Source organism: Erythrobacter crassostreae (assembly GCF_019204045.1).
In the GTDB taxonomy this organism is placed as follows: domain Bacteria; phylum Pseudomonadota; class Alphaproteobacteria; order Sphingomonadales; family Sphingomonadaceae; genus Erythrobacter; species Erythrobacter crassostreae.
The window spans coordinates 1,395,203-1,414,719 of record NZ_JAGSPC010000001.1; the positions used below are offsets into that span (position 1 = coordinate 1,395,203).

At 57.3% G+C, this 19,517-nt stretch carries 17 protein-coding genes; 10 read left to right on the plus strand and 7 right to left on the minus strand.

The features are described from left to right. Window positions 1-6: 6 nt before the first annotated feature. Together KCG46_RS06795 and KCG46_RS06800 are read left to right on the plus strand one after the other, a co-directional pair. Entirely contained in the window at window positions 7-2,211 is a 2,205-nt protein-coding gene (locus KCG46_RS06795; RefSeq protein WP_218404519.1) for an autotransporter assembly complex protein TamA, read from the plus strand. Beyond that, window positions 2,211-6,443, plus strand: a complete 4,233-nt coding sequence (locus KCG46_RS06800; RefSeq protein WP_218404520.1) for a translocation/assembly module TamB domain-containing protein — start codon at window positions 2,211-2,213, stop codon at window positions 6,441-6,443. Before KCG46_RS06795 ends, KCG46_RS06800 begins: the two co-directional genes overlap by 1 nt. Here KCG46_RS06800 and KCG46_RS06805 read toward each other — a convergent pair. Continuing rightward, a complete protein-coding gene (locus KCG46_RS06805; protein WP_218404521.1) occupies window positions 6,440-7,105 on the minus strand; it encodes a lysozyme in 666 nt (221 codons plus the stop codon). The genes KCG46_RS06800 and KCG46_RS06805 overlap by 4 nt on opposite strands. A gap of 121 nt (window positions 7,106-7,226) precedes the next feature. Between KCG46_RS06805 and KCG46_RS06810 the strand changes: the two genes are divergently transcribed. Then, window positions 7,227-7,985, plus strand: a complete 759-nt coding sequence (locus KCG46_RS06810) for a hypothetical protein (RefSeq protein ID WP_218404522.1) — start codon at window positions 7,227-7,229, stop codon at window positions 7,983-7,985. Window positions 7,986-8,092: 107 nt separating this feature from the next. Next, window positions 8,093-8,974, plus strand: coding sequence for a hypothetical protein (locus KCG46_RS06815; RefSeq protein ID WP_218404523.1), 882 nt, complete (start codon window positions 8,093-8,095; stop codon window positions 8,972-8,974). Between the two features lie 287 nt (window positions 8,975-9,261). Here the strand turns inward: KCG46_RS06815 and KCG46_RS06820 are convergent, their stop codons facing one another. After that, on the minus strand, window positions 9,262-10,149 hold the full coding sequence (locus KCG46_RS06820; RefSeq protein WP_218404524.1) for an IS1595 family transposase: 888 nt from the start codon (window positions 10,147-10,149) through the stop codon (window positions 9,262-9,264). Between the two features lie 133 nt (window positions 10,150-10,282). On the opposite strand from KCG46_RS06820, the gene KCG46_RS06825 reads away from it, so the two are divergent. The 5 genes from KCG46_RS06825 to KCG46_RS06845 all read left to right on the plus strand — a co-directional run bounded on the left by KCG46_RS06825 (window position 10,283) and on the right by KCG46_RS06845 (window position 13,788). After that, on the plus strand, window positions 10,283-10,489 hold the full coding sequence (locus KCG46_RS06825) for a helix-turn-helix transcriptional regulator (RefSeq protein WP_218404525.1): 207 nt from the start codon (window positions 10,283-10,285) through the stop codon (window positions 10,487-10,489). Beyond that, window positions 10,486-11,142: a hypothetical protein gene (locus KCG46_RS06830; RefSeq protein ID WP_218404526.1), complete on the plus strand. Its 657-nt coding sequence runs from the start codon at window positions 10,486-10,488 to the stop codon at window positions 11,140-11,142. Before KCG46_RS06825 ends, KCG46_RS06830 begins: the two co-directional genes overlap by 4 nt. Window positions 11,143-11,195: 53 nt before the next feature. Then, a complete protein-coding gene (locus KCG46_RS06835) occupies window positions 11,196-11,738 on the plus strand; it encodes a DUF5655 domain-containing protein (RefSeq protein ID WP_218404527.1) in 543 nt (180 codons plus the stop codon). Between the two features lie 69 nt (window positions 11,739-11,807). Beyond that, window positions 11,808-13,130, plus strand: a complete 1,323-nt coding sequence (locus tag KCG46_RS06840; RefSeq protein ID WP_218404528.1) for a TrkH family potassium uptake protein — start codon at window positions 11,808-11,810, stop codon at window positions 13,128-13,130. Beyond that, complete coding sequence (locus KCG46_RS06845) at window positions 13,120-13,788, plus strand: potassium channel family protein (RefSeq protein WP_218404529.1); 669 nt, start codon at window positions 13,120-13,122, stop codon at window positions 13,786-13,788. Before KCG46_RS06840 ends, KCG46_RS06845 begins: the two co-directional genes overlap by 11 nt. A gap of 53 nt (window positions 13,789-13,841) precedes the next feature. On the opposite strand, the gene glnA is transcribed toward KCG46_RS06845, so the two are convergent. From glnA to KCG46_RS06870, 5 genes are all read right to left on the minus strand, one after another. Continuing rightward, complete coding sequence (glnA, locus tag KCG46_RS06850) at window positions 13,842-15,251, minus strand: type I glutamate--ammonia ligase (RefSeq protein ID WP_255551810.1); 1,410 nt, start codon at window positions 15,249-15,251, stop codon at window positions 13,842-13,844. Between the two features lie 66 nt (window positions 15,252-15,317). Further along, the gene (locus KCG46_RS06855; RefSeq protein WP_218404530.1) at window positions 15,318-15,656 is read right to left on the minus strand and encodes a P-II family nitrogen regulator; all 339 of its coding nucleotides are present in this window, start codon (window positions 15,654-15,656) and stop codon (window positions 15,318-15,320) included. A 164-nt stretch (window positions 15,657-15,820) separates the two neighbouring features. After that, window positions 15,821-16,750, minus strand: a complete 930-nt coding sequence (gene argC, locus KCG46_RS06860; RefSeq protein ID WP_218404531.1) for an N-acetyl-gamma-glutamyl-phosphate reductase — start codon at window positions 16,748-16,750, stop codon at window positions 15,821-15,823. 19 nt (window positions 16,751-16,769) lie between these two features. After that, complete coding sequence (locus KCG46_RS06865) at window positions 16,770-17,123, minus strand: hypothetical protein (RefSeq protein ID WP_218404532.1); 354 nt, start codon at window positions 17,121-17,123, stop codon at window positions 16,770-16,772. A gap of 100 nt (window positions 17,124-17,223) precedes the next feature. After that, window positions 17,224-18,609, minus strand: coding sequence for a leucyl aminopeptidase family protein (locus tag KCG46_RS06870; RefSeq protein WP_218404533.1), 1,386 nt, complete (start codon window positions 18,607-18,609; stop codon window positions 17,224-17,226). Window positions 18,610-18,674: 65 nt separating this feature from the next. Here KCG46_RS06870 and KCG46_RS06875 point away from each other — a divergent pair, with 65 nt between their 5' ends. Further along, window positions 18,675-19,505, plus strand: coding sequence for a PdaC/SigV domain-containing protein (locus tag KCG46_RS06875; RefSeq protein ID WP_218404534.1), 831 nt, complete (start codon window positions 18,675-18,677; stop codon window positions 19,503-19,505). Window positions 19,506-19,517 lie beyond the last annotated feature (12 nt).

Below are 19,517 nucleotides of genomic sequence, written 5' to 3' on the forward strand. Positions count from 1 at the left end.
TCGAATATGGTTCTCACGGCTCGGCTGTGCGCTGCAAGCGTACTGGCCTTGGCGGGAAGCTATGTTCACGCACAAGAGGCCGGCAGCAGCGAAGAAACTGTGCAGGCCGAGCAGCCGAGCCCCCAGCCAGAATCGAAGCTCAATGATCTTTCGCTCGACGAATTGATCCCGCCTGATGCGGTGAACAATGCAGAGGGCTGGGCCGGGCAAGAGAACGCAGCAGCGGCGGTTGAAGCAGGTGTCGAAGACGTTTCCGATGCCGCAGAAGAACAGCTATCCAGCCCGACCGATCCGGCGGTTTCCGCTGCGCTCGACGGATTTGAAATTCCGGAACCTGCACGGCTTGAACCCGATCCGGAAGTCACCGCAATCGCCGAAATCGACGCGCCCGATTTGGTTGAACTGCCGGAGCTTGTCGAATTCGACGTGAGCAACGAACTGATTCTAGCCTTTCCAAACGACAATGACCGTTTTCCGGAACAGACAGAGTTCATCGATAGGTTCAAAGCCCTTTCGACAATCGAGACCCTCGAAAGCGGCGAGGATACCGTGCCCCAACTCGCAGCGCGGGCGCGGGCCGATGAGGCGCTCTTGATCGAGATGCTGCGCACTTACGGATATTACGACGGCGAGGTCGTACGCCAGCTTTCAGGCGGGCGACGCGGCGGCGATGATGATAGCGAGGCTGTCGATACCGATCCGCAGGTGCGTTTCGATGTTCTGCCGGGTGAGCGATATGCCTTCGGCGAAATCGACCTCGGCGCGCTCGACACGGCACCCGACTATGATTTGCTGCGGGAAAGTTTCGCGATCCAGTCAGGTGATCCGCTGCAATCTGACCGGATCATAGCTGAGGAAACAGATCTTCGCCTGACGCTTGGCGAAAGCGGCTATCCCTTTGCAGCTATTGAAGCGCCAAGCCTGCTTATCGACCACGCCCGCAATGAAGGCGATCTCTCCTTGCCCGTTCAGCCGGGCGGAAAATACGTGTTCGGCGGCATCGCGAGCGACGATGCGCGCTTCCTTTCCGGTAAGCACTTGTCGCGAATTGCCCGTTTTGAGAACGGCGATACTTATCAGGCCAGCCTGCAAGCCGATTTGCGCCGCGCCATTCTCGCAACCGGCCTTGTTTCCAGTGTCACAGTCCAGCCGCGCGAGATTGCACCGCCGCAGGATGGCGAGCCGGGTCAAGTTACGCTGGATGTGGATTTCGAACGCGCACCGCTTCGTACGATTTCAGGCGCCATCGGTTACGGGACCGAGGACGGCGTGAAGCTTGAGGCAAGCTGGGAGCATCGCAATCTTTTCCCGCCCGAGGGTTCGCTAAAGGTTCGCGGGATTGTGGGCACGCGCGAACAACTGGCGAGTGTGACGTTCAAGAAAAACAATTTCCGCGACCGCGATCAGGTTTTGACCGTGGATGCCTATGCCAGCGATATCGAAACCGAGGCGGTCGATGCGCGCACAGTGGCTCTGCGCGGATCGTTTGAACGGATTTCGAACCTGCTGTTCCAAAAACCGCTTAGCTGGCAGGTCGGCGCAGAAGTTCTTTACACTGACGAACGCAATAGGGTGATCGGCGGGATTGAGCGCCCGCGTCAGGAATACACCATTTTCGGTCTGTTCGGCAGCGCGACGCTCGATTCCAGCGATGATTTGCTGGACCCGACAAAAGGGTACCGCGTCACCGGCTTTCTGGCTCCGGAAGTCTCGCGCTCGCTCGGTGCTGAGACGTTCTACTTGCGCGCGCAAGGCGATGCGAGCGTTTACCAGTCTGTCGGAAGCACTGTGTTGGCGGGCCGCGTTCGGGGCGCGACCATTCAAGGCGCGGATGCCGGTCTGATCGCGCCTTCCCGCAGGCTCTATGCGGGCGGCGGCGGATCGGTGCGCGGCTATGGCTTTCAGGGGATCGGCCCGCGCAATGATCTGGGTGAGCCCACTGGCGGCGGATCGCTGGTCGAACTTTCGCTGGAAGCGCGCATTCAAACCGGTTTTCTCGATGGCGCGGTAGAGGTTGTGCCGTTCATCGATGCAGGCTCGGTTTCGCTTGGGTCGACCCCTGATTTCCGTTTCATTCAATACGGTGCGGGTGTTGGTGTTCGGTATAAGACAAGTTTTGGCCCGATCCGGGTTGATGTCGGTACGCCGCTGAACCCCACAGAGTTCGACGCGCCGGTCGTCGTCTATGTCAGCTTGGGTCAGGCGTTTTGATGGGCGACGATCACGCCATCGAAACGGCCGAAACAGGCGAAACGGTCGAAGCGGATACACCTGTTCGCAAACGAAAACGGCGCTGGCTAAAACGGCTCGGCTGGCTGCTCGCGATAATCCTTGCGCCGGTTTTGCTGGCCGCCATTTTCCTGAGCAGCCCGATTGGCAAGCGCTTTGTTGCAGACCAAATCGCTCAGGTCGCCCCAGCATCTGGCCTGCGATTCTCGGTTGGCCGCATCGAAGGCGATATCTACGGTCAGGCGGTGTTGCGCGATGTGGTGTTGAGCGATCCGAAAGGCGAATTTCTTGTCGTTCCTGAGGCGGAAATCGACTGGAACCCCCTCGCATGGCTTTGGAGCGGGCTTGATGTGCGCGAGCTCACCGCGAGGAGAGGGCGACTGTCGCGTCTGCCCGAATTGTTGCCGGGTGATCCGGATGCTCCGTTCCTCCCGGATTTTGACATTCGAGTGGATGAGCTTGCAATTGAAGATCTGATCCTCGCGCCGGGGATCGCTGGCGATCAGGCGCATAGCGTAAATTTCACGAGCCAGATTGATATCCGCTCCGGTCGCGCTTTGGTCGATGCCAAAGGCGCGTTCGGGTCGGAAGATCGCGTCGAACTCCTGCTCGATGCAGCGCCCGATGGTGACCGGTTCGATCTGTTTCTAGATTACAAAGCCGCCGCCGATGGCCCAATCGCGCAAATGGCCGGCTTGGATGCGGGCTATGAAGCGCGGATCGAAGGCGAGGGCACTTGGACCCGCTGGCTTGGCCATGCATTGGTGACGCGCAAGCCGGGCGAGGATGACGAAAGCCGTTTCGCCGCCTTTCAGCTCACCAATGACGCGGGCACCTATGGCTTGCTTGGGCAGCTTGATCCTGATTTCACGCCCGGCACCATTTTGCGCCGCGCCACGGGGCGCGCGCTGGCGCTCGTCCTTACAGGAACGCTCGCAGACAGCGAATTTGACGGCAAAATCAGAGCGGTCTCGTCCGGAATGGATGTGCGAGGCAGCGGCAAGGTTGATCTTGCAGGCAATGCTTTTGAAGGTTTCGATGTTGCAGCACTGGTGCGCAATCCCGCGATCCTTGGTGAGGCTGTGGAGCTTCGCGGGGCGCGGCTTTCCGGTGTGATCGACGGGCCGTTTCGCGACCTTGCGATCGAGCACGATCTGACGATCGGTGAATTGCAGGCGGGCACGACATTGCTTCAAAGTCTGGAGCATTCCAGCACAGCGCTCTTCCGCGACGGTATTTTCTCGCTGCCGCTGGATGCATCGGTAGAACGTGTTGTGACCGGCAACACCTCAATTGATCCAGAGCTGGTTGGCGGCATTCTCAAGGGCACTTTGACCTATGCCGGTACAAGCCTGACGACCGACGAAGCGCGGATAACCTTCCCTTCGCTCAATGCGGCCTTGGCGCTGCGCGGCGATACGGCAACGGGTGTTTATGCATTGGCGGGACCGGTCAACGCGCGGGCGCTGTCGCTCGACGGGATCGGGACAGTCAACGCCAATGCCAAACTGGTGGCCAGATTTGGCACGCAGACACCGTGGAGCATTCGCGCCAATCTCGCCGGGCGGCTCGACGATGTGACCAATTCCAGCGTTGCCAATGTCGCGGGCGAGCGACTGGCTTTCAAAGGCGCGTTCGGAATGGCTGCGAACGAGCCAATCGTGCTCCGTGATTTTGAGCTTGATAGTGAGCGGCTAACGGCGCGGTTCGACAGCAGGATCGTTGGCGATCGGACAAGCTTGGCGGGCAATGGCCGTCATGTGGATTATGGCCGGTTCACGGTCGATGCCGAATTGGCCGGTGACGGCCCGCGCGCAACCTTGGTTCTGGCTGATCCGTATCCGGCGGCGGGGCTGACCGATGTCCGCTTGGCCATCGCACCGAGTGGAAATGGGTTCGCAATTGATGCATCGGGAGGGTCGCTGCTTGGCCCGTTTGACGGGGCGCTGGGCCTCATCTTGCCTGCGGATGGTGCGACGCAGATCGTGATCGACCAGCTGCGGGTTTACCGAACCAATGTCACCGGTAGTCTTGCATTGGGCGATGCCGGTGTCTCCGGTGATCTGGCGCTCTCTGGTGGTGGTTTGGACGGCACTGTAGCCTTGGCTCCGGCGACAGGCGGCTCGCAAGGGTTCAATCTTGACCTCACCGCAAATCGGGCAAGCTTTGGCGGCGATACGCCGATTTCCCTCGCCCGTGCCGACATCGATGCGAATGGCACTTTCCGCGCCGGAAGCAGCCGGATCATCGCGGATATCAAGGGCTCAGGCTTTGAATATGGCGCGCTGTCCATTGCAGAATTTGCCGCCAAAGCAGAAGTGATTGACGGACGCGGTGATATCAAGGCTTCGATCGCCGGTCGCCGAAGTGACCGGTTCGCCCTTAAATTCGATGGCGACGTTACGCCTGAGCGGATCGCACTGCTCGCGCGCGGTGAATATGGTGGCCGTCCGATCACAATGCCGCGCCGCGCTGTCCTGTCCGCGCAAAGCGGCGGCGGCTGGATACTTGCGCCAACACAAATCGGATTTGCGCGCGGGTATGCCATCGTCGAAGGGGAACTGGGCGGAGCAGAAACTAGGTTGAAGGCGCAACTTTCGCGCATGCCGCTTCGCCTTGCTGATCTGATCGGCAGCGAATTGGGTCTGGGCGGGCGGCTTTCCGGCATCGTGAACTGGAACCAGAGCGGCAATGCTGCGCCGACGGGCAGCGCCCGAGTGCGGATTGACGATTTTACGCGGTCCGGGCTGGTCCTGTCATCAAGGCCGATGGACGTTCTGGCTGTTGCCGATCTTTCGGGCAGTTCGCTGACGGTCGGCGCACGTCTTCGCGAAGATGGCAATCGGCTGGGGCGGCTTGATGCGCGTGTTTCGCCTCTTGGCCGCGGAGGTGACTTTGCTACGCGGGTAATGAACGGGCGGCTGGACGGAAGCTTTGCCTATGATGGCGCAGCCAGCTCGCTTTGGCGGCTTGCGGCGATTGAAACTTTCGATCTGACCGGCCCGATCAGCGTGAACGCCAAAGCGGTCGGCACGCTCAACAATCCGCGTATCACCGGCGATCTCGCCAGCGATGATTTGCGGCTGCAAAGCGCGATCTCAGGCACCGACATCAATGATGTCACCGCGCGTGGACGCTTCGCCGGATCGACACTCACTCTAACCCGCTTCGCCGGTTCAACCCGTGGCGGCGGCAAGGTTAGCGGAAGCGGGACGGTCGACCTTTCTGCGATGAGCGGAAACCGCGGCCCGCGCATTGATTTGAAAGCTGCGGCATCAAATGCTCGTCTGCTCAATGCCAATGGTCTTGATGCGACAATCACCGGGCCACTTCGGATCGTTTCGGACGGTGTCGGCGGGACAATTGCGGGACGTGTTGCGATTGACCGGGCGAGTTGGGCATTGGGCATCGCGGCAGAAGATATGTCATTGCCAAACATCGCTACGCGCGAGATCAACCGCCGCGATGCAAACGGCGCGACAACACGCAGCGCAGCAAGCTCCTGGCGCTATCTGATCAACGCATCGGCCCCTAGCCGCGTGGCGGTCGATGGCCTTGGCCTTGATAGTGAGTGGGGCGTCGATATTGCCCTGCGCGGTACGGTGAACGATCCACGCCTTGGCGGGGAGGCACGCTTGGTGCGCGGCGATTACACGTTTGCGGGCACCCGTTTTGACATGACCGAAGGGCGCATTTCGTTTGACGCGAGCAGGCCCATTGATCCGCGTATCAATATGCTGGCGGAGACGAATGCAAACGGCACCGATGTGACCGTCGCGATTTCGGGTAACGCGCAAACACCCGAAGTGACATTCTCTTCCGAACCTGCATTGCCGGAGGAAGAAATTCTCGCTCAATTGCTGTTTGGCGGCTCAGTCACATCGCTATCGGCAACCGACGCGTTGCAACTCGGCGCAGCGCTTGCCTCTTTGCGCGGCGGCGGCGGCGGGCTTGATCCGATTGGCGACTTGCGCCGCTCCATCGGCCTTGATCAACTCCGCATCGTCAGCGCTGATCCTGCCCTTGGACGAGGAACCGGCGTTGCACTTGGAAAGAATATCGGACGGCGTTTCTATGTAGAGATCGTAACGGACGGGCGCGGTTACAGCGCCACATCCGTTGAATACCGCGTGACCGGTTGGCTGGCTTTGCTCGGGACCGTTTCAACTATCGGGCGAGACAGCGTGCTTGCAGAGATCAGCCGCGATTACTAGCGGCGATACAGCGCCATTTCGGCGCTCCGCCGCCGCACCAGCCCTTTAAGCACGCGCCCGCCCGCTTTGTTCCACCGCACAAATTCTGCCGCAGCGCCGCTAAAATCGCCCGCAATATGTTTCTTGGTAAGCGTCGCTCGGGCAATCGCGCCCGTGTTGTAGTGAAAACTGACCATGGCATCGAACTGTGTCTGCGTAGTCGGGGCTGCGCCAATCGCGCGCGATACATCGGCAGCATAGCGTTTCAGGTCATCTTCAAGCCGTTCATCGCATTGGGCCTGTGTCCAGACGGTGTCCGCACCGACAAATCCGTGAAGGCCGCCCCGCGTTGCACCCCAGCCAATCGTCCACGGAGCGCCGCCGGTGCCAGGATCGGGATAGGCGGAGACCAAGCCATCACGCTTAAGGCGCGCGCAGCCTTCAAATTGTTTGATCAAGGCGATGCCCTCCGGCCCGATTGAGCGTGGAGCATCGTTGGAGCTGGTGCGGCGGCGTTTGATCTTCGGCACGCCGGAGCCTTTGACGCAGTCTGTTACTGCAGTTTCTGGCGGGTCAATCACGACATCAAGCGCACCATCAATGGCGACCACTTCGGACTGGCGAAAGCCGCGCTTAAGAACTGCACGGACTGTATCGAAAAGGGGTTTTCGGCTCTGTGGCATCTTCGGGTCTCCTATTTGGGGGGAAGGGGGAGACCGGTTCAGTTGGCAGAAAATGGCGCAGTAGGAAAACGCATAGAAAGAAGGGCTTGAGCAAAGCCGCCTGCTTTGGCAGCAATGCGCCATGCCATTCTTCAAACCAAAACCGCCTATCACTCAAGACGAGTTTGATTGGTTGGTCGCGTGTTTCGCTTGGCTGCGCGGCGTGTTGGGCGATGCCCATATCCGGCCTGATTTTGTGTTGCCCGACCACCCCGATTTGCTTGCTGCCAAGACGGGCCCTCAACTGTTCGAGGCAGTGCGCGGTATTGCGGGAATGGAACAATGGCCGTGCCGGTTGCAAAAAGTGGATGTGGATGATCCGGCATCCTCGCCGCACATCACGTATGAGGGGAGCGCTGCCTGCGGGACGTTTTCGGTCGAGAATGGTGAGGCGATCATCCGGTACTCGTCACAGATGCTTCGCGATCCCGACGCGCTTACCGCGACATTCGCACATGAGCTTTGCCATTATCTGCTCGTAAATGCCGGTGATCCGCCGGGCGGAGCGGAATTGATGGAGCACGCAACGGATTGTGCGGCGGTCTATATCGGTTTTGGTGTCTTTCTAGCCAATTCAGCTCGCAGTTTCGAACAAGGCAACGACGGTGAAATTTCTTGGTGGCGATCATCGGCCAACGGGTACCTTTCCGAACAGGCGCTGGTCACTGCGACGGCCCTGTTCGCGGCCCTGCACGGTTACGAAACCGGCGCAGCGGACGAGGCTCTAAAACCCTATTTACGCCGCAGCATGACGAAAGCGGGCAAAGTGATCACGCATCGCTATCCCGATGTCGCAGCAGCAATGGATCAAGTGAATTTGCTCGAATGGAACTACGCCTAACGCCTTATGGGCTGTAAAGAGCTCTGGACATTATCCCCTTTGCATAGGTAATCGTTGACTCTCTGAAACGTGCGGCATAGCGTCGGCTTGCATTTTCAGGGAGTTATATGGTTGAGCCGGATCTAGTCTTACAGTTTGAGATAGAAAAAGGCCGCAGCCCAGATATTGAGAATGTGGCACGCGCATTGTTGGCGTGGAATGAGGCCGTTCAGGTGGCTGTCGCTGCTATAGACCCTAGTGCGCGAGTTAGGGTTGAACTATCTGGTGTCGAGCACGGTAGTCAACGCTTTAAACAAATTCTCCGTTTCTTAGAGGATGGCGCAGAGGCGATTGAGGAAGGGGGGCAGGAATACCCTCTTATCTTCAAGCAGGTGAAGGCGCTTGCAAAGCTCATTGGCGGCGGCATCCTAATGGCTGTATTGCTGGGTGAAGTCGTTCCGGACGAGCATCAAAAGGTGCTTGAAGAAATTCGTGATTTGCTTCGCGATAGCCCTGAGATGCGCAGGCATAGCGAAGAGTTTTTCGATACGCTTCAAGAGGAGCCCGCGATAGCCAGCGTTGAGCTATACGAAGGGAATGCCGACAAGCTGATATACTCGGTACCTAGGTCTGAGTTTGCGCAGAAGAGTGGACTATTTCAGGTCGTCGATGACAATCTTCCAGTCGAGCGTATTGAGCAGCGGCTTGCGACATGGGATGTCGTTCTAATACGCCCCGTACTGGTCGCAAAGCCAAGGCGTTGGACATTTTCGAAAGATGGGATCGAGTTTAGCGCAGAGATGGTAGACAAGTCCGTTCTTGCAGCGATCCGCGACAAGACAATCGCGATCCCATTCGCTGAGGGTGTGATGATGAAGGTTGAAGTTTCCTACAATGAGGAGTTTGACGGGGCTGTATGGAAGCCAATCGCCAAATCACGCAAAGTCACGAGAGTTTTATCCCCTCGTGTCGTGCTTCCGCCTGGCGCGCTGTTTTCTAACACCGGCTGACCACAGGAACGCGATTAAAGCTACCAAAACGCCGCTCGATATGATTAGCGTCCATTTGAGCGAAGCAAAGGCGAAGCCTACGAACGCGACAATAGTCGCGACAATCACGACTAGTCCCGCCAACCAATCACGCAGGGTTTCTGGTCGTTTTTCGGTCTGTGACATTGCGCTCCCCATATGATAGAATCGCATGATGACTACCCTAAAGCAAGCTCTAGAGAGCGGAAAATTGGATCATTTCATCGCAGAGCGCAAAGGCGAAACCGGAGATACGGACGCCTTCGATGCTACGCTCCGTTCAATGGCCGAAAAGTCGAAAGAAGTTCCGGAAGCATCTGCTCCGGACGATGGCGACGATTGAAGCGATACTCAGCTTCTTTCGCATACTTCCAAAGGTGTTTACCGCTCACATGAACGTGAGTGCCGTTGATCGACCGCTTTAGCTGCGACCAAAAACCTTCGATTGTTTGAACGTGCGTGTTGCCGCGCACCCATTCGTCTTGATTATGGTTCACGGCTTCGTGACCGTATCCCATCGCTGGCAGGTTACGGTAGGTATGATTCTGGTCAGTGTGGACGTGTGTGTCTGGAAGCACGTTGGCTTTGATAACGGGCAAGAGCGAGCTTTTGCGATTGTTGGGCACGATCTTGGTCACAACGTCACCGCCGCGCTCTACCATGCCTAGAACGACAGTTTTGTTGATCCGGTAATTGCCGCGACCGCCGCCTTTGGTCGCACCGCCAACCAGCGTTTCGTCAACTTCGACTTCCTTACCTTCGCCGCCGATCAGAACGTCGCCATCCACATCAGCCATATGCTCACGGATTTTGTCAGCCATGCGCCATGCTGTCTTATAGGTAACACCAAGCTGGCGCTGTAATTCCTTCGCAGCAACGCCGTTGCGCGTCGTGGTGAAGAGAAAGATTGCGTAGAACCAAAGCTGCAACGGAGTGCGGGTGCGCTCAAACGGCGTTCCAACAGTAGGGTGCAGGTGATGTCCGCACCACTGGCAGGAATAGGCGCGCTCGGCTTTGATCCGGAACCACTTACTATCACGCTCACATGAAGGACATTCAAAACCCTGACCGAAACGAACCTCGAAAATGTGATTGAGGCAGGTTTCATCGTCGGGGAAACGGGCAAAAAATTGGGCAATGGTTTGTGGCTTCGTCATGCCCATTATATGCCACAAATTCTTACGTATGTAAAGGGGATAATGTCCAGAGCTCTTGACTGACAAGAAGTCTTTACAGTAAAGAGCTCTTTACAGGCACGAATCAGCCTGCGCAAAGAGAGGCTCGATAGGTTTGGAAAACCGGTTGAAACACCACCGCGAAATGCATGGCTGGAGCCAGGGCGAACTGGCGAAAAGATTGGGTGTGTCCCGGCAGACTATCAACGCGGTCGAGACCGATAAATACGACCCGTCGCTCCCTCTCGCATTGCGCATGGCGAAACTGTTCGAAGTGAACGTGCCCGATCTGTTTATTGATAATTGGGAGCCCAAGGCATGATGACCAAAGCCAAAGAGAAAAATGAAATCCCGTTCATGCGCAAATTGGTAATCCCGATAATTGCTGGCGGATTGACCGGATTCGCCGCCTCGGTTGGCGTCGTGAATTTCATGGATGGCACGTTCGGCGATGATATATCCACGTCGCGGACGATCGCGGCGATCGTTGGCGCGTTGTATATGATCATCGCAATAGGTGTCGGAATAGGGGCCGCTTCCCCGGCATTGGGCGAAAAATTCCTCAACACAGAAGATGCCGACGAAATTCGAGAAATGCGATCCGTGCTGATTTATTCGGCCGCTGGCATGATATTGTGGGGTGGGGCTCTGACTATCCTCGCCTTTGCTGCGCCCTCTGGCCCAATGCCCGCTCAGATCGCATTGATAACGACTGCTCTCATGATGGCCGTCGGTTCTTGGTTCGGCTGGAAATCACACAATGCCTCGGACGAGCTGTTTGCGCGCGTCAATATGGAAGCGACAGGCATCGCCTATGTTGGCACCATCGTGATCGGAGGCGGATGGGCTATGCTGGCGCATCTTGAGATGGCTCAGTCATTGGCGCCGCTCGATTGGCTTACGCTCATCTATGTTGCCGGGCTGGCCGCCGCATTCATTGCCGCTGGTAAGCGCGGGATGCTGAAACTGAAGTGATGTTTCCGCCAGCTTGCCCGTCATGCTAGTCATAGCGCGGGGAGGGCGATTGAATGAACACCGTCGAAAAACAACTGGCCACAATGCTGGCTAATCTGCCTGAGAAAACCGGAATGCCGCTAGATGAGTGGTTGAAGGTTATCGCGGCGGAAAGCCTGGAGAAGCACGGGCAAATTGTGAAATTTCTCAAAGGTAATCACGGTGTCACGCACGGTTTCGCCAATCTCATCGCGAGCGAGGCTTTGAAAACTGACGAGCCTGCAGATCCCGTTGCGGATCAGTATTCTGGTGCAAAGGCCGCGTTGAAACCGATCTATGATGCGCTTGCCGAGTACGCCCAAAGCCTTGGCGATGATGTCGAGATTGCTCCGAAGAAAGCGAGTGTGAGCCTTCGGCGCAAGAAACAGTTTGCCCTGATCACGCCCGCTACAAAGACTCGGATCGATCTGGGCCTCGCGCTGAAAGGTGATGAACCGGCGGGCCGGCTCGAGACATACAACGCCATGTGCAGCCACCGCGTGAGGCTGGAATCCATCGCCGATTTCGACGACGAAGTGCGCGGCTGGATGGCCGATGCGTATGCGCGTGCGGGGTAATAAATGTGGATCGTTGGAAACAAACAGCAGGTTCCCCTGTTATAGTTTAAACCTTTGAAAGCAGTCAATTTGCTAAAGAATCCAACACGTTTGATTCCCGTTCTGTTTCTCGCCGTGATTGCGGTCGGAACGGCGCTGCTTTTGCTTCCGATTGCGCGGGTCGAAGACGGCGGCGCTCCTTTTATGACCGCTTTGTTCACCTCAACGTCGGCTGTGGCCGTCACGGGCCTGATCGTCGAGGATACGCCGGTCTACTGGTCGACATTCGGTCAGGTCGTAATTCTACTACTATTCCAGATTGGTGGCTTTGGCATCATGACTGCGGCGACGCTTTTGGGCCTTGTCGCTGGCCGTACGTTTGGACTCCGCGATCGTATGGCGACGCATGTCGAGCGCAGCAGGCTCGATATTGGCGATGCCAAATCGGTGCTGAAGCTTGTCCTAGGCATTACAATCGCGGTCGAGGCAGTCGTTGCAGCGATCCTTACTCTGCGGCTGCGTTTTCATTACGATCAGGATTGGAGCGAGGCCCTGTGGCACGGCGTGTTCCAGTCTGTAAGCGCGTTCAACAATGCGGGTTTCTCGAGCTATTCGGATAGCATGATGGGATTTCAAAGTGATGCTGTCATTTTAGCTCCGATCATGATTGCTGTCGTCATCACTGCACTCGGTTTTCCCGTGATGCAGGAATTGCGAGCCCGGCCTCTCGATTTCAGGCGCTGGACACTGCATTCCAAAATTACCGTGACTGGTACAGTGGTGCTGTTGGCGGCCGGCTGGACTGGTTTGATGATCGCCGAATGGAGTAATCCGGATACCCTGGGCCCGATGAGTGTCGCAGACAAATCGCTCAATGCCGCATTTCATTCCGTCATGCCGCGCACTGCCGGTTTTAACAGTCTGGATGTCGGCAGCTTTCGCGATGAAACGCTGATGGGCAATTATCTGCTTATGTTTATCGGCGGAGGCAGTGCAGGAACCGCTGGTGGAATCAAGATCACGACCTTTGTTGTGCTGCTCGCGATTGTCGCTTCACAGGTGCGCGGGCAGCGCGATGCAGTGCTGTTCAATCGCCGTGTCGGCCAGAATGTCGAACGCCAAGCGTTGTCGGTTATCATTCTTGCACTCATGCTGATTTCAATCGCGACGGCGGTCCTACTATTTATCACGCCGCATTCGCTGGCAGATGTTTTGTTTGAAACAGTTTCGGCATTTTCGACCGTTGGCCTGTCGACCGGTATCACCGGCGATCTACCACCGCTGGGTCAGTTGGTAATTATCGTTCTAATGTTTGTAGGGCGAGTTGGCACGATCACTGTGGCGACCGCACTTGCGCTGGGCGCAGCACGGCGCCCTTATCGCTATCCAGAGGAGAATCCGATTGTCGGTTGATAGTAAGAAACCTATTTTGGTGATCGGGCTCGGCAGATTTGGCCAGTCGGTTGCGCGCTCTTTAGATCGCATGGGGCATGAGGTGCTGGGCGTCGATAGCAACGCTGAATGCGTTCAATTGATGGCCGAGACGTTGACGCAATGCCTAGAGGCCGACGCTACCGACAAAGGTGTTTTGGAGCGGCTTGGCGTTGGGGATTTCGAGGCGGCTGTGGTAGGCATCGGAACCGACATTGAGGCCAGCGTACTGACGACACTTGCGCTCGCCGATCTCGGTGTGCCACAAATCTGGGCGAAAGCCGTGAACGAAAATCACGGACGTATTCTAGAGCGGATTGGCGCTACGAGCGTCGTTTTTCCAGAAGCGCGTATGGGCGAGCGCGTAGCTCATATCCTAAGTGGCAAGATGATCGACTATATCGAGTTTGACGATGATTTCGCCATCGCCAAAATGGTCGCCCCCAAAGATGCGGTTGGCCAAACGCTCGGCCAGAGCAGGATCCGGTCGATGACGGGGATAACTGTTGTCGGCGTGAAACGTCCGACGAAGGATTTTGAATATGCACAGGAACACACGCAGGTAGAACTGGGCGATCTATTGATCGTGTCGGGAACTCGCGAAAATGTCGAAAAATTTGTTGCCGGAGAGAGCAACTAAAAAGGCCGCTCGATTTCTCGAGCGGCCTTTATTTTTGTTAAAGGACTCGGCGCTTACGCGCTGTAATACATGTCGAACTCGACCGGAGCCGGAGTGGTTTCGAGGCGGATGACCTCTTCCCATTTTAGTTCCATGTAAGCGTCGATCTGGTCTTTGCTGAACACGTCGCCTTTGAGCAGGAATTCGTGATCGGCTTCGAGCGCTTCGAGAGCTTCGCGAAGCGAGCCGCACACGGTTGGAACTTCCGCGAGCTCTGCCGGCGGCAGGTCGTAGAGGTTTTTGTCCATGGCTTCGCCCGGATGGATTTTGTTCTCGATTCCGTCTAGGCCCGCCATCAGCAGAGCCGAGAATGCGAGATACGGGTTGGCAATCGCATCCGGGAAACGGAATTCAACGCGCTTGGCTTTCTCGCCAGTGCCGTACGGAATACGGCAAGAGGCAGAGCGGTTGCGCGCAGAATAAGCGAGCAGAACCGGCGCTTCAAAGCCCGGGACCAGACGCTTGTAGCTGTTGGTGGTCGCATTGGTGAAGGCATTCACGGCCTTCGCGTGCTTGATGACGCCGCCGATGTAATAGAGGCAGTTTTCCGACAGGCCGGCATATTCATTGCCCGCGAAAGTCGGCTTGCCGTCTTTCCAGATCGACATGTGGCTGTGCATGCCGCTGCCGTTATCGTCCTTGATCGGCTTCGGCATAAAGGTCGCGGTTTTGCCGTATGCATGGGCAACTTGCTGCACGACATATTTGTACACCTGCACCTGATCAGCCGCTGTGGTGAGCGAGGAGAAGGTTATGCCGAGCTCGTGTTGGGCAGCGGCCACTTCGTGGTGGTGCTTGTCCATGTTGAGACCCATTTCCATCATCGTGGAAACCATCTCGGCGCGAATATCTACGGCGCTGTCGACCGGCGCAACGGGGAAGTAGCCGCCCTTTGCGCGCGGGCGGTGGCCCATATTGCCCATTTCGTATTCTTTGCCGGTGTTGGTCGGCAGCTCGATATCGTCAATTGCGAAGCCCGAACCGGCATAGCCGTCTTCAAAGCGGACATCGTCGAACATGAAGAATTCAGGCTCTGGCCCGACATAGACAGTGTCACCGATACCGGTCGAAGCGAGATAGGCCTCGGCGCGTTTCGCAGTCGAGCGCGGATCGCGCGAATAAAGCTGGCCATCGGATGGTTCAACGATGTTACAGAACACCGAAAGCATTGGCGTCGCCGAAAACGGATCGACATAGATCGCGTCCATATCCGGTTTCAGGATCATGTCGGATTCGTTGATAGTCTTCCAACCTTCGATCGAAGAACCGTCAAACATCAGACCGTCTTCAAACGAATCTTCGTCCATGACGCTGGCGGCCATGGTGAGGTGCTGCCATTTGCCTTTTGGATCGGTGAAACGAAGATCAACCCATTCGATTTCCTCGTCCTTGATCTGTTTCAGGACGTCTTTGATGCTTGCCATGATTCTAGTCTCCAGCTGATATTTTGTATGTGCCCCGCCGCGCAGGCGGGAAAATTTGAAAGCGGGTTAAATCGCGTCGTCGTTTGTCTCGCCTGTGCGAATTCGCAGAGCGCTTTCGATCGGACTGACGAAAATCTTGCCGTCACCGATGCGGCCCGTTTGCGCAGCAGCAGCAATCGCTTCAACCACACGCTCGGCCTGATCATCGGAAATGACAACCTCGAGCTTAACCTTGGGCAGGAAATCGACGACGTATTCAGCGCCGCGATACAGTTCGGTGTGGCCTTTTTGACGGCCAAAGCCGCGTGCCTCTGTAACAGTGATTCCGGACACGCCAATTTCGTGCAGCGCCTCCTTCACCTCGTCGAGTTTGAAAGGCTTGATGATCGCTTCGATCTTTTTCACGTGTGGTTACCCCACCCCTTGGTCCGTTTGTGACACACTCAATTCTATCAAGAATCGTGCCATATGATCCTACAGAGGACGGGGGCCGGTGCAAGCGCTGGAATCGCGTTTGGCGCTGCTTATTCTGAATCCAGAAGGTGCCTAAATTTTGGGCATATCGCCACTCAAAGGCGCAGTCCGGTCGTCTCTGACAGGCCGCACATGATGTTCAGATTTTGGATCGCAGCGCCGCTTGCGCCTTTGCCGAGATTGTCGAGCTGGGCGATCAGCCTTGCCTGTGCGCCGTCTTCGCTGGTGAAGACATGCAGGTTTAGACCGTCCCACGGCTCGGCATCCTTGCTCAGCAGCATTTCGGCTGGCGGCGCGCTATGGGCGTGGACTTCGACAACACCGTCTGTTCCGTAATGGCCGGTCAAAGCGCTTTCCAGAAATGCCGCCGATGTTGCGCCTTGCATGGCGGACAAGGGGAGAGGGACATCAACGATCATCCCGCGATGGGCGGGGACCACGCTTGGCGAGAAAACCGGTTCATGGACCAACCCTGCATATTTGCGCATTTCGGGCAGATGTTTGTGCGTGATCGCGAGGCCATAGGCCCTGAATGCGATGGAATTATCGGCTTTAAACCGGTCGATCAGAGCGTTGCCGCCGCCAGAATACCCGCTCACGGCGTTCACGGTGTAAGGCCATTCCGCTGGCAGAACTGCGGCTTTCACAAGCGGGGCAATCAAAGCCAGAAAGCCGGTCGGATAGCATCCGGGATTGGAGACAAATTGCGCCTCTGCAATGGCTTCGTGCCCGATCAGTTCGGGAAAGCCGTAGGTCCATCCATCCGCCACTCGGTGCGCGCTCGATGCGTCGATAATGCGGGTGTTTGAACCTTTGGCCAACGCCGCCGCATCGCGTGCCGCATCGTCGGGCAAGCACAGGATTGCGATATCTGCAGCATGCAAGGCATCGCGGCGCGCGGCTTCATCTTTGCGCTGCGCATCGGCGAGCACAATCAATTCAAATTCTTCGCGGCTTTTCAGCCGGTCGCGGATTTCCAGACCGGTTGTACCGGCAGCACCATCGATGAAAATACGGGTAGCCATGCGGGCACTTGTAGCGGCTTCAGTCGGCGAGACAATTGGCTTTGCAATATCCGCTGGGACCAGCGGGCCCTACGCAAATCCAGATCCAGTCGCCTGCCACATCCAGCACTTCGATTGCGGTGCCAGCGGTTAGGGTTTCTGTCGCGTCGCTGTCATCGCGCGGCACAAGGTGAAGTTCGATATCGGCATCGCCAATCGCACCAACGTGAGGGATAACATAGTGCGCAGCGAGATGCGTTCCGGCCAGCGCAACATGGGCCAAGTCACCGCGCAGCGGCAGTGTGCCGGGCGCAGGCTTTTCTACCGGGCCTTTCAGACCCAGTATCCCGCCTGGCACGGCGTAATCGCTCGCTTGCACGCCAGTATCGCTCATCGGATGGTGCCGCTCATTCGCGTAGGTGTCCTAAGTTCCCCGGTGGCGCGCGCTTAGCTGTAACTTACCAATCGGGCAAGTTAACGCCTGTAGAAACCCTTTACGCCCCGTAACGGCCCTTGAGCATGTGCCACGCCGCGCGCAGGCCATAGGCAGTGCCGCCTTTGGATCGGCCTGGCTTGGGATAGGGACGCCATGCGAAAGTATCGAAATGCACCCAGTCGATGTCTTCACCTACGAACCGGTCGAGGAACAGTCCCGCGACACTCGCACCGGCATACGGATTGCTCTGCGCGTTGACGATGTCGGCGATGTCGGATTTCAGATAGTCACGATACGCCTCAGGTAGGGGCAGTCGCCATGGCTCGTCATCATTGGCTTTGCCCGCTTCGATCAAAGCCTGAGCGGTGTCATCCTTGCGCGCCATCATGGCGGCATAGTCAGGGCCAAGCGCGACCCGTGCGGCGCCCGTGAGAGTGGCGAAATCTACGATCAGATCGGGCTCTTCCTCGCTAGCGCGGGTCAGGGCATCGCCAAGGATCAACCGCCCTTCGGCATCGGTGTTGTGGATCTCGACAGTTAGTCCTTTGCGGCTGTCCAGCACATCGCCGGGGCGGAATGCAGGGCCGGAGATGGCGTTGTCTACCGCAGGAACCAGCACGTTCAGGCGCACTTTCAAACCGGCTGCCATGATCAGACCGGCCAGCGCGATAGCATGGGCTGCGCCGCCCATATCTTTCTTCATCAACCGCATGCCGCCGCCCGGTTTGATGTTGAGACCGCCCGTATCGAAGCACACCCCTTTACCAACCAGCGCGAGGACCGGATCGCTTTCCTTGCCCCACACTAAATGCATAATGCGCGGGGCATGATGGCGCGCGGCCGCACGGCCTACGGCGTGAACCATGGGATAGCCTTGCTCCAGCGCATCACCTTTGGTCACATTCAGTTCGGCCCCGTGCGCCTTTGCCAGTTTTTCAAATTCAGCTTCAAGCGCGGCCGGCCCCATATCTTCGGCCGGGGTGTTTACCAGATCGCGCACGAGCATTTCCGCTTCGGCTTCGGCCATGTAGGTTGGCAATCTTCCAACCTGCTCCGTTAAAAGCACGCGCGGGCCGGTGGCGCTTTCATCATCTGTGTAACGGGTGAAACGGTAATGCGCGGTCAGCCAACCAAACATAGCGGCGCCTGCTTCCGCATTGGCCAATCGATACGTACCCTCAGGCAACTTGTCCGCCAGACCGGCAAGGCAATAGCTCGATAGGTCTTCCGGATCGGACACGCCCCCAACCGCGAAGAAATCATCACCATTAGGCACGATGCCGATCTGACCCGCGCTGCCGTCAAACTTTTGCGCAGACAAACTGGCGCGCTGTCCAGCGCTCAAGGTTTTGGCGTATTCGTCGAAACCCTTTTGGGTGGTGAGATGGATCGCAGTTGCATCTTGCCCGCGATCGGGCTGGATCAGATCGGTAATATCAGTCATGTTTGTGTAAGTAAGCGTGATAAACTGCTTGTCACGCGCGAATTCAAATCGATCAGGGGATGGCGATGATCAAACATATGCTTGCGGGGGCTGCAGTGGTGGCATTGGCAGCGTGTTCCTTGCCCGAAGATGTCAGCGATGATGTCGGTGTCACAGCACCCGGAGCGCCGGACGCACCCGAAGCGCCTGATGCGCCAATCGCAGGTGACGTAACCTACGAGAACAATTCAAAAGGAAATTCCGGCGGTGAAGGCGGAACGCGCGAATTTTCCTATTCATGGCCTGGCCAGGTGGCTGAGATACCGGCCCTCGCCGCAGAACTCGAAACGCGGCGCGATGCGCAGCTTGCCGAGCAAAAAGAGTGGTGGGCAGACGCGCTTGCTGATTGCCCCGAAGAGTCGGCATCATGCCGCAATCTCTCGTTTGAACTTAGCTGGCAAGTCGTCGCCGATACGCCCCGTTTTCTCAGCCTTTCACACGGGTTTTACATGTATACCGGCGGTGCGCACGGCAATTCAGGAAGAGGCGCGCTCATTTGGGACCGCGAGGCAGAAGCCTCTATCGAGCCGAAAGCCATGTTCACCTCGATAGACGAGCTCGATGCTGCGATCAGCGAAACCGCCTGCACGATGCTCAATGAAGAGCGCGGCAAACGGCGCGGCGGTGAAAGCTATGGCGATGAAGGCGAATGGCCCAACCAATGCGTAACGATGGAAGAAACAGTGCTGTTCGTGGGATCATCGGGCGGCGACAAATTTGATCGTCTCGGTGTCTACTACGCCCCCTACATCGCCGGCGCCTATGCTGAGGGGGACTTCGAGTTCATCCTGCCTGTAACGCAAGCGGTGATCGACGCTGTGAAACCCGAATATCGCGGCGCTTTCGCAGTAAAGTAGAAATTGGCGCAG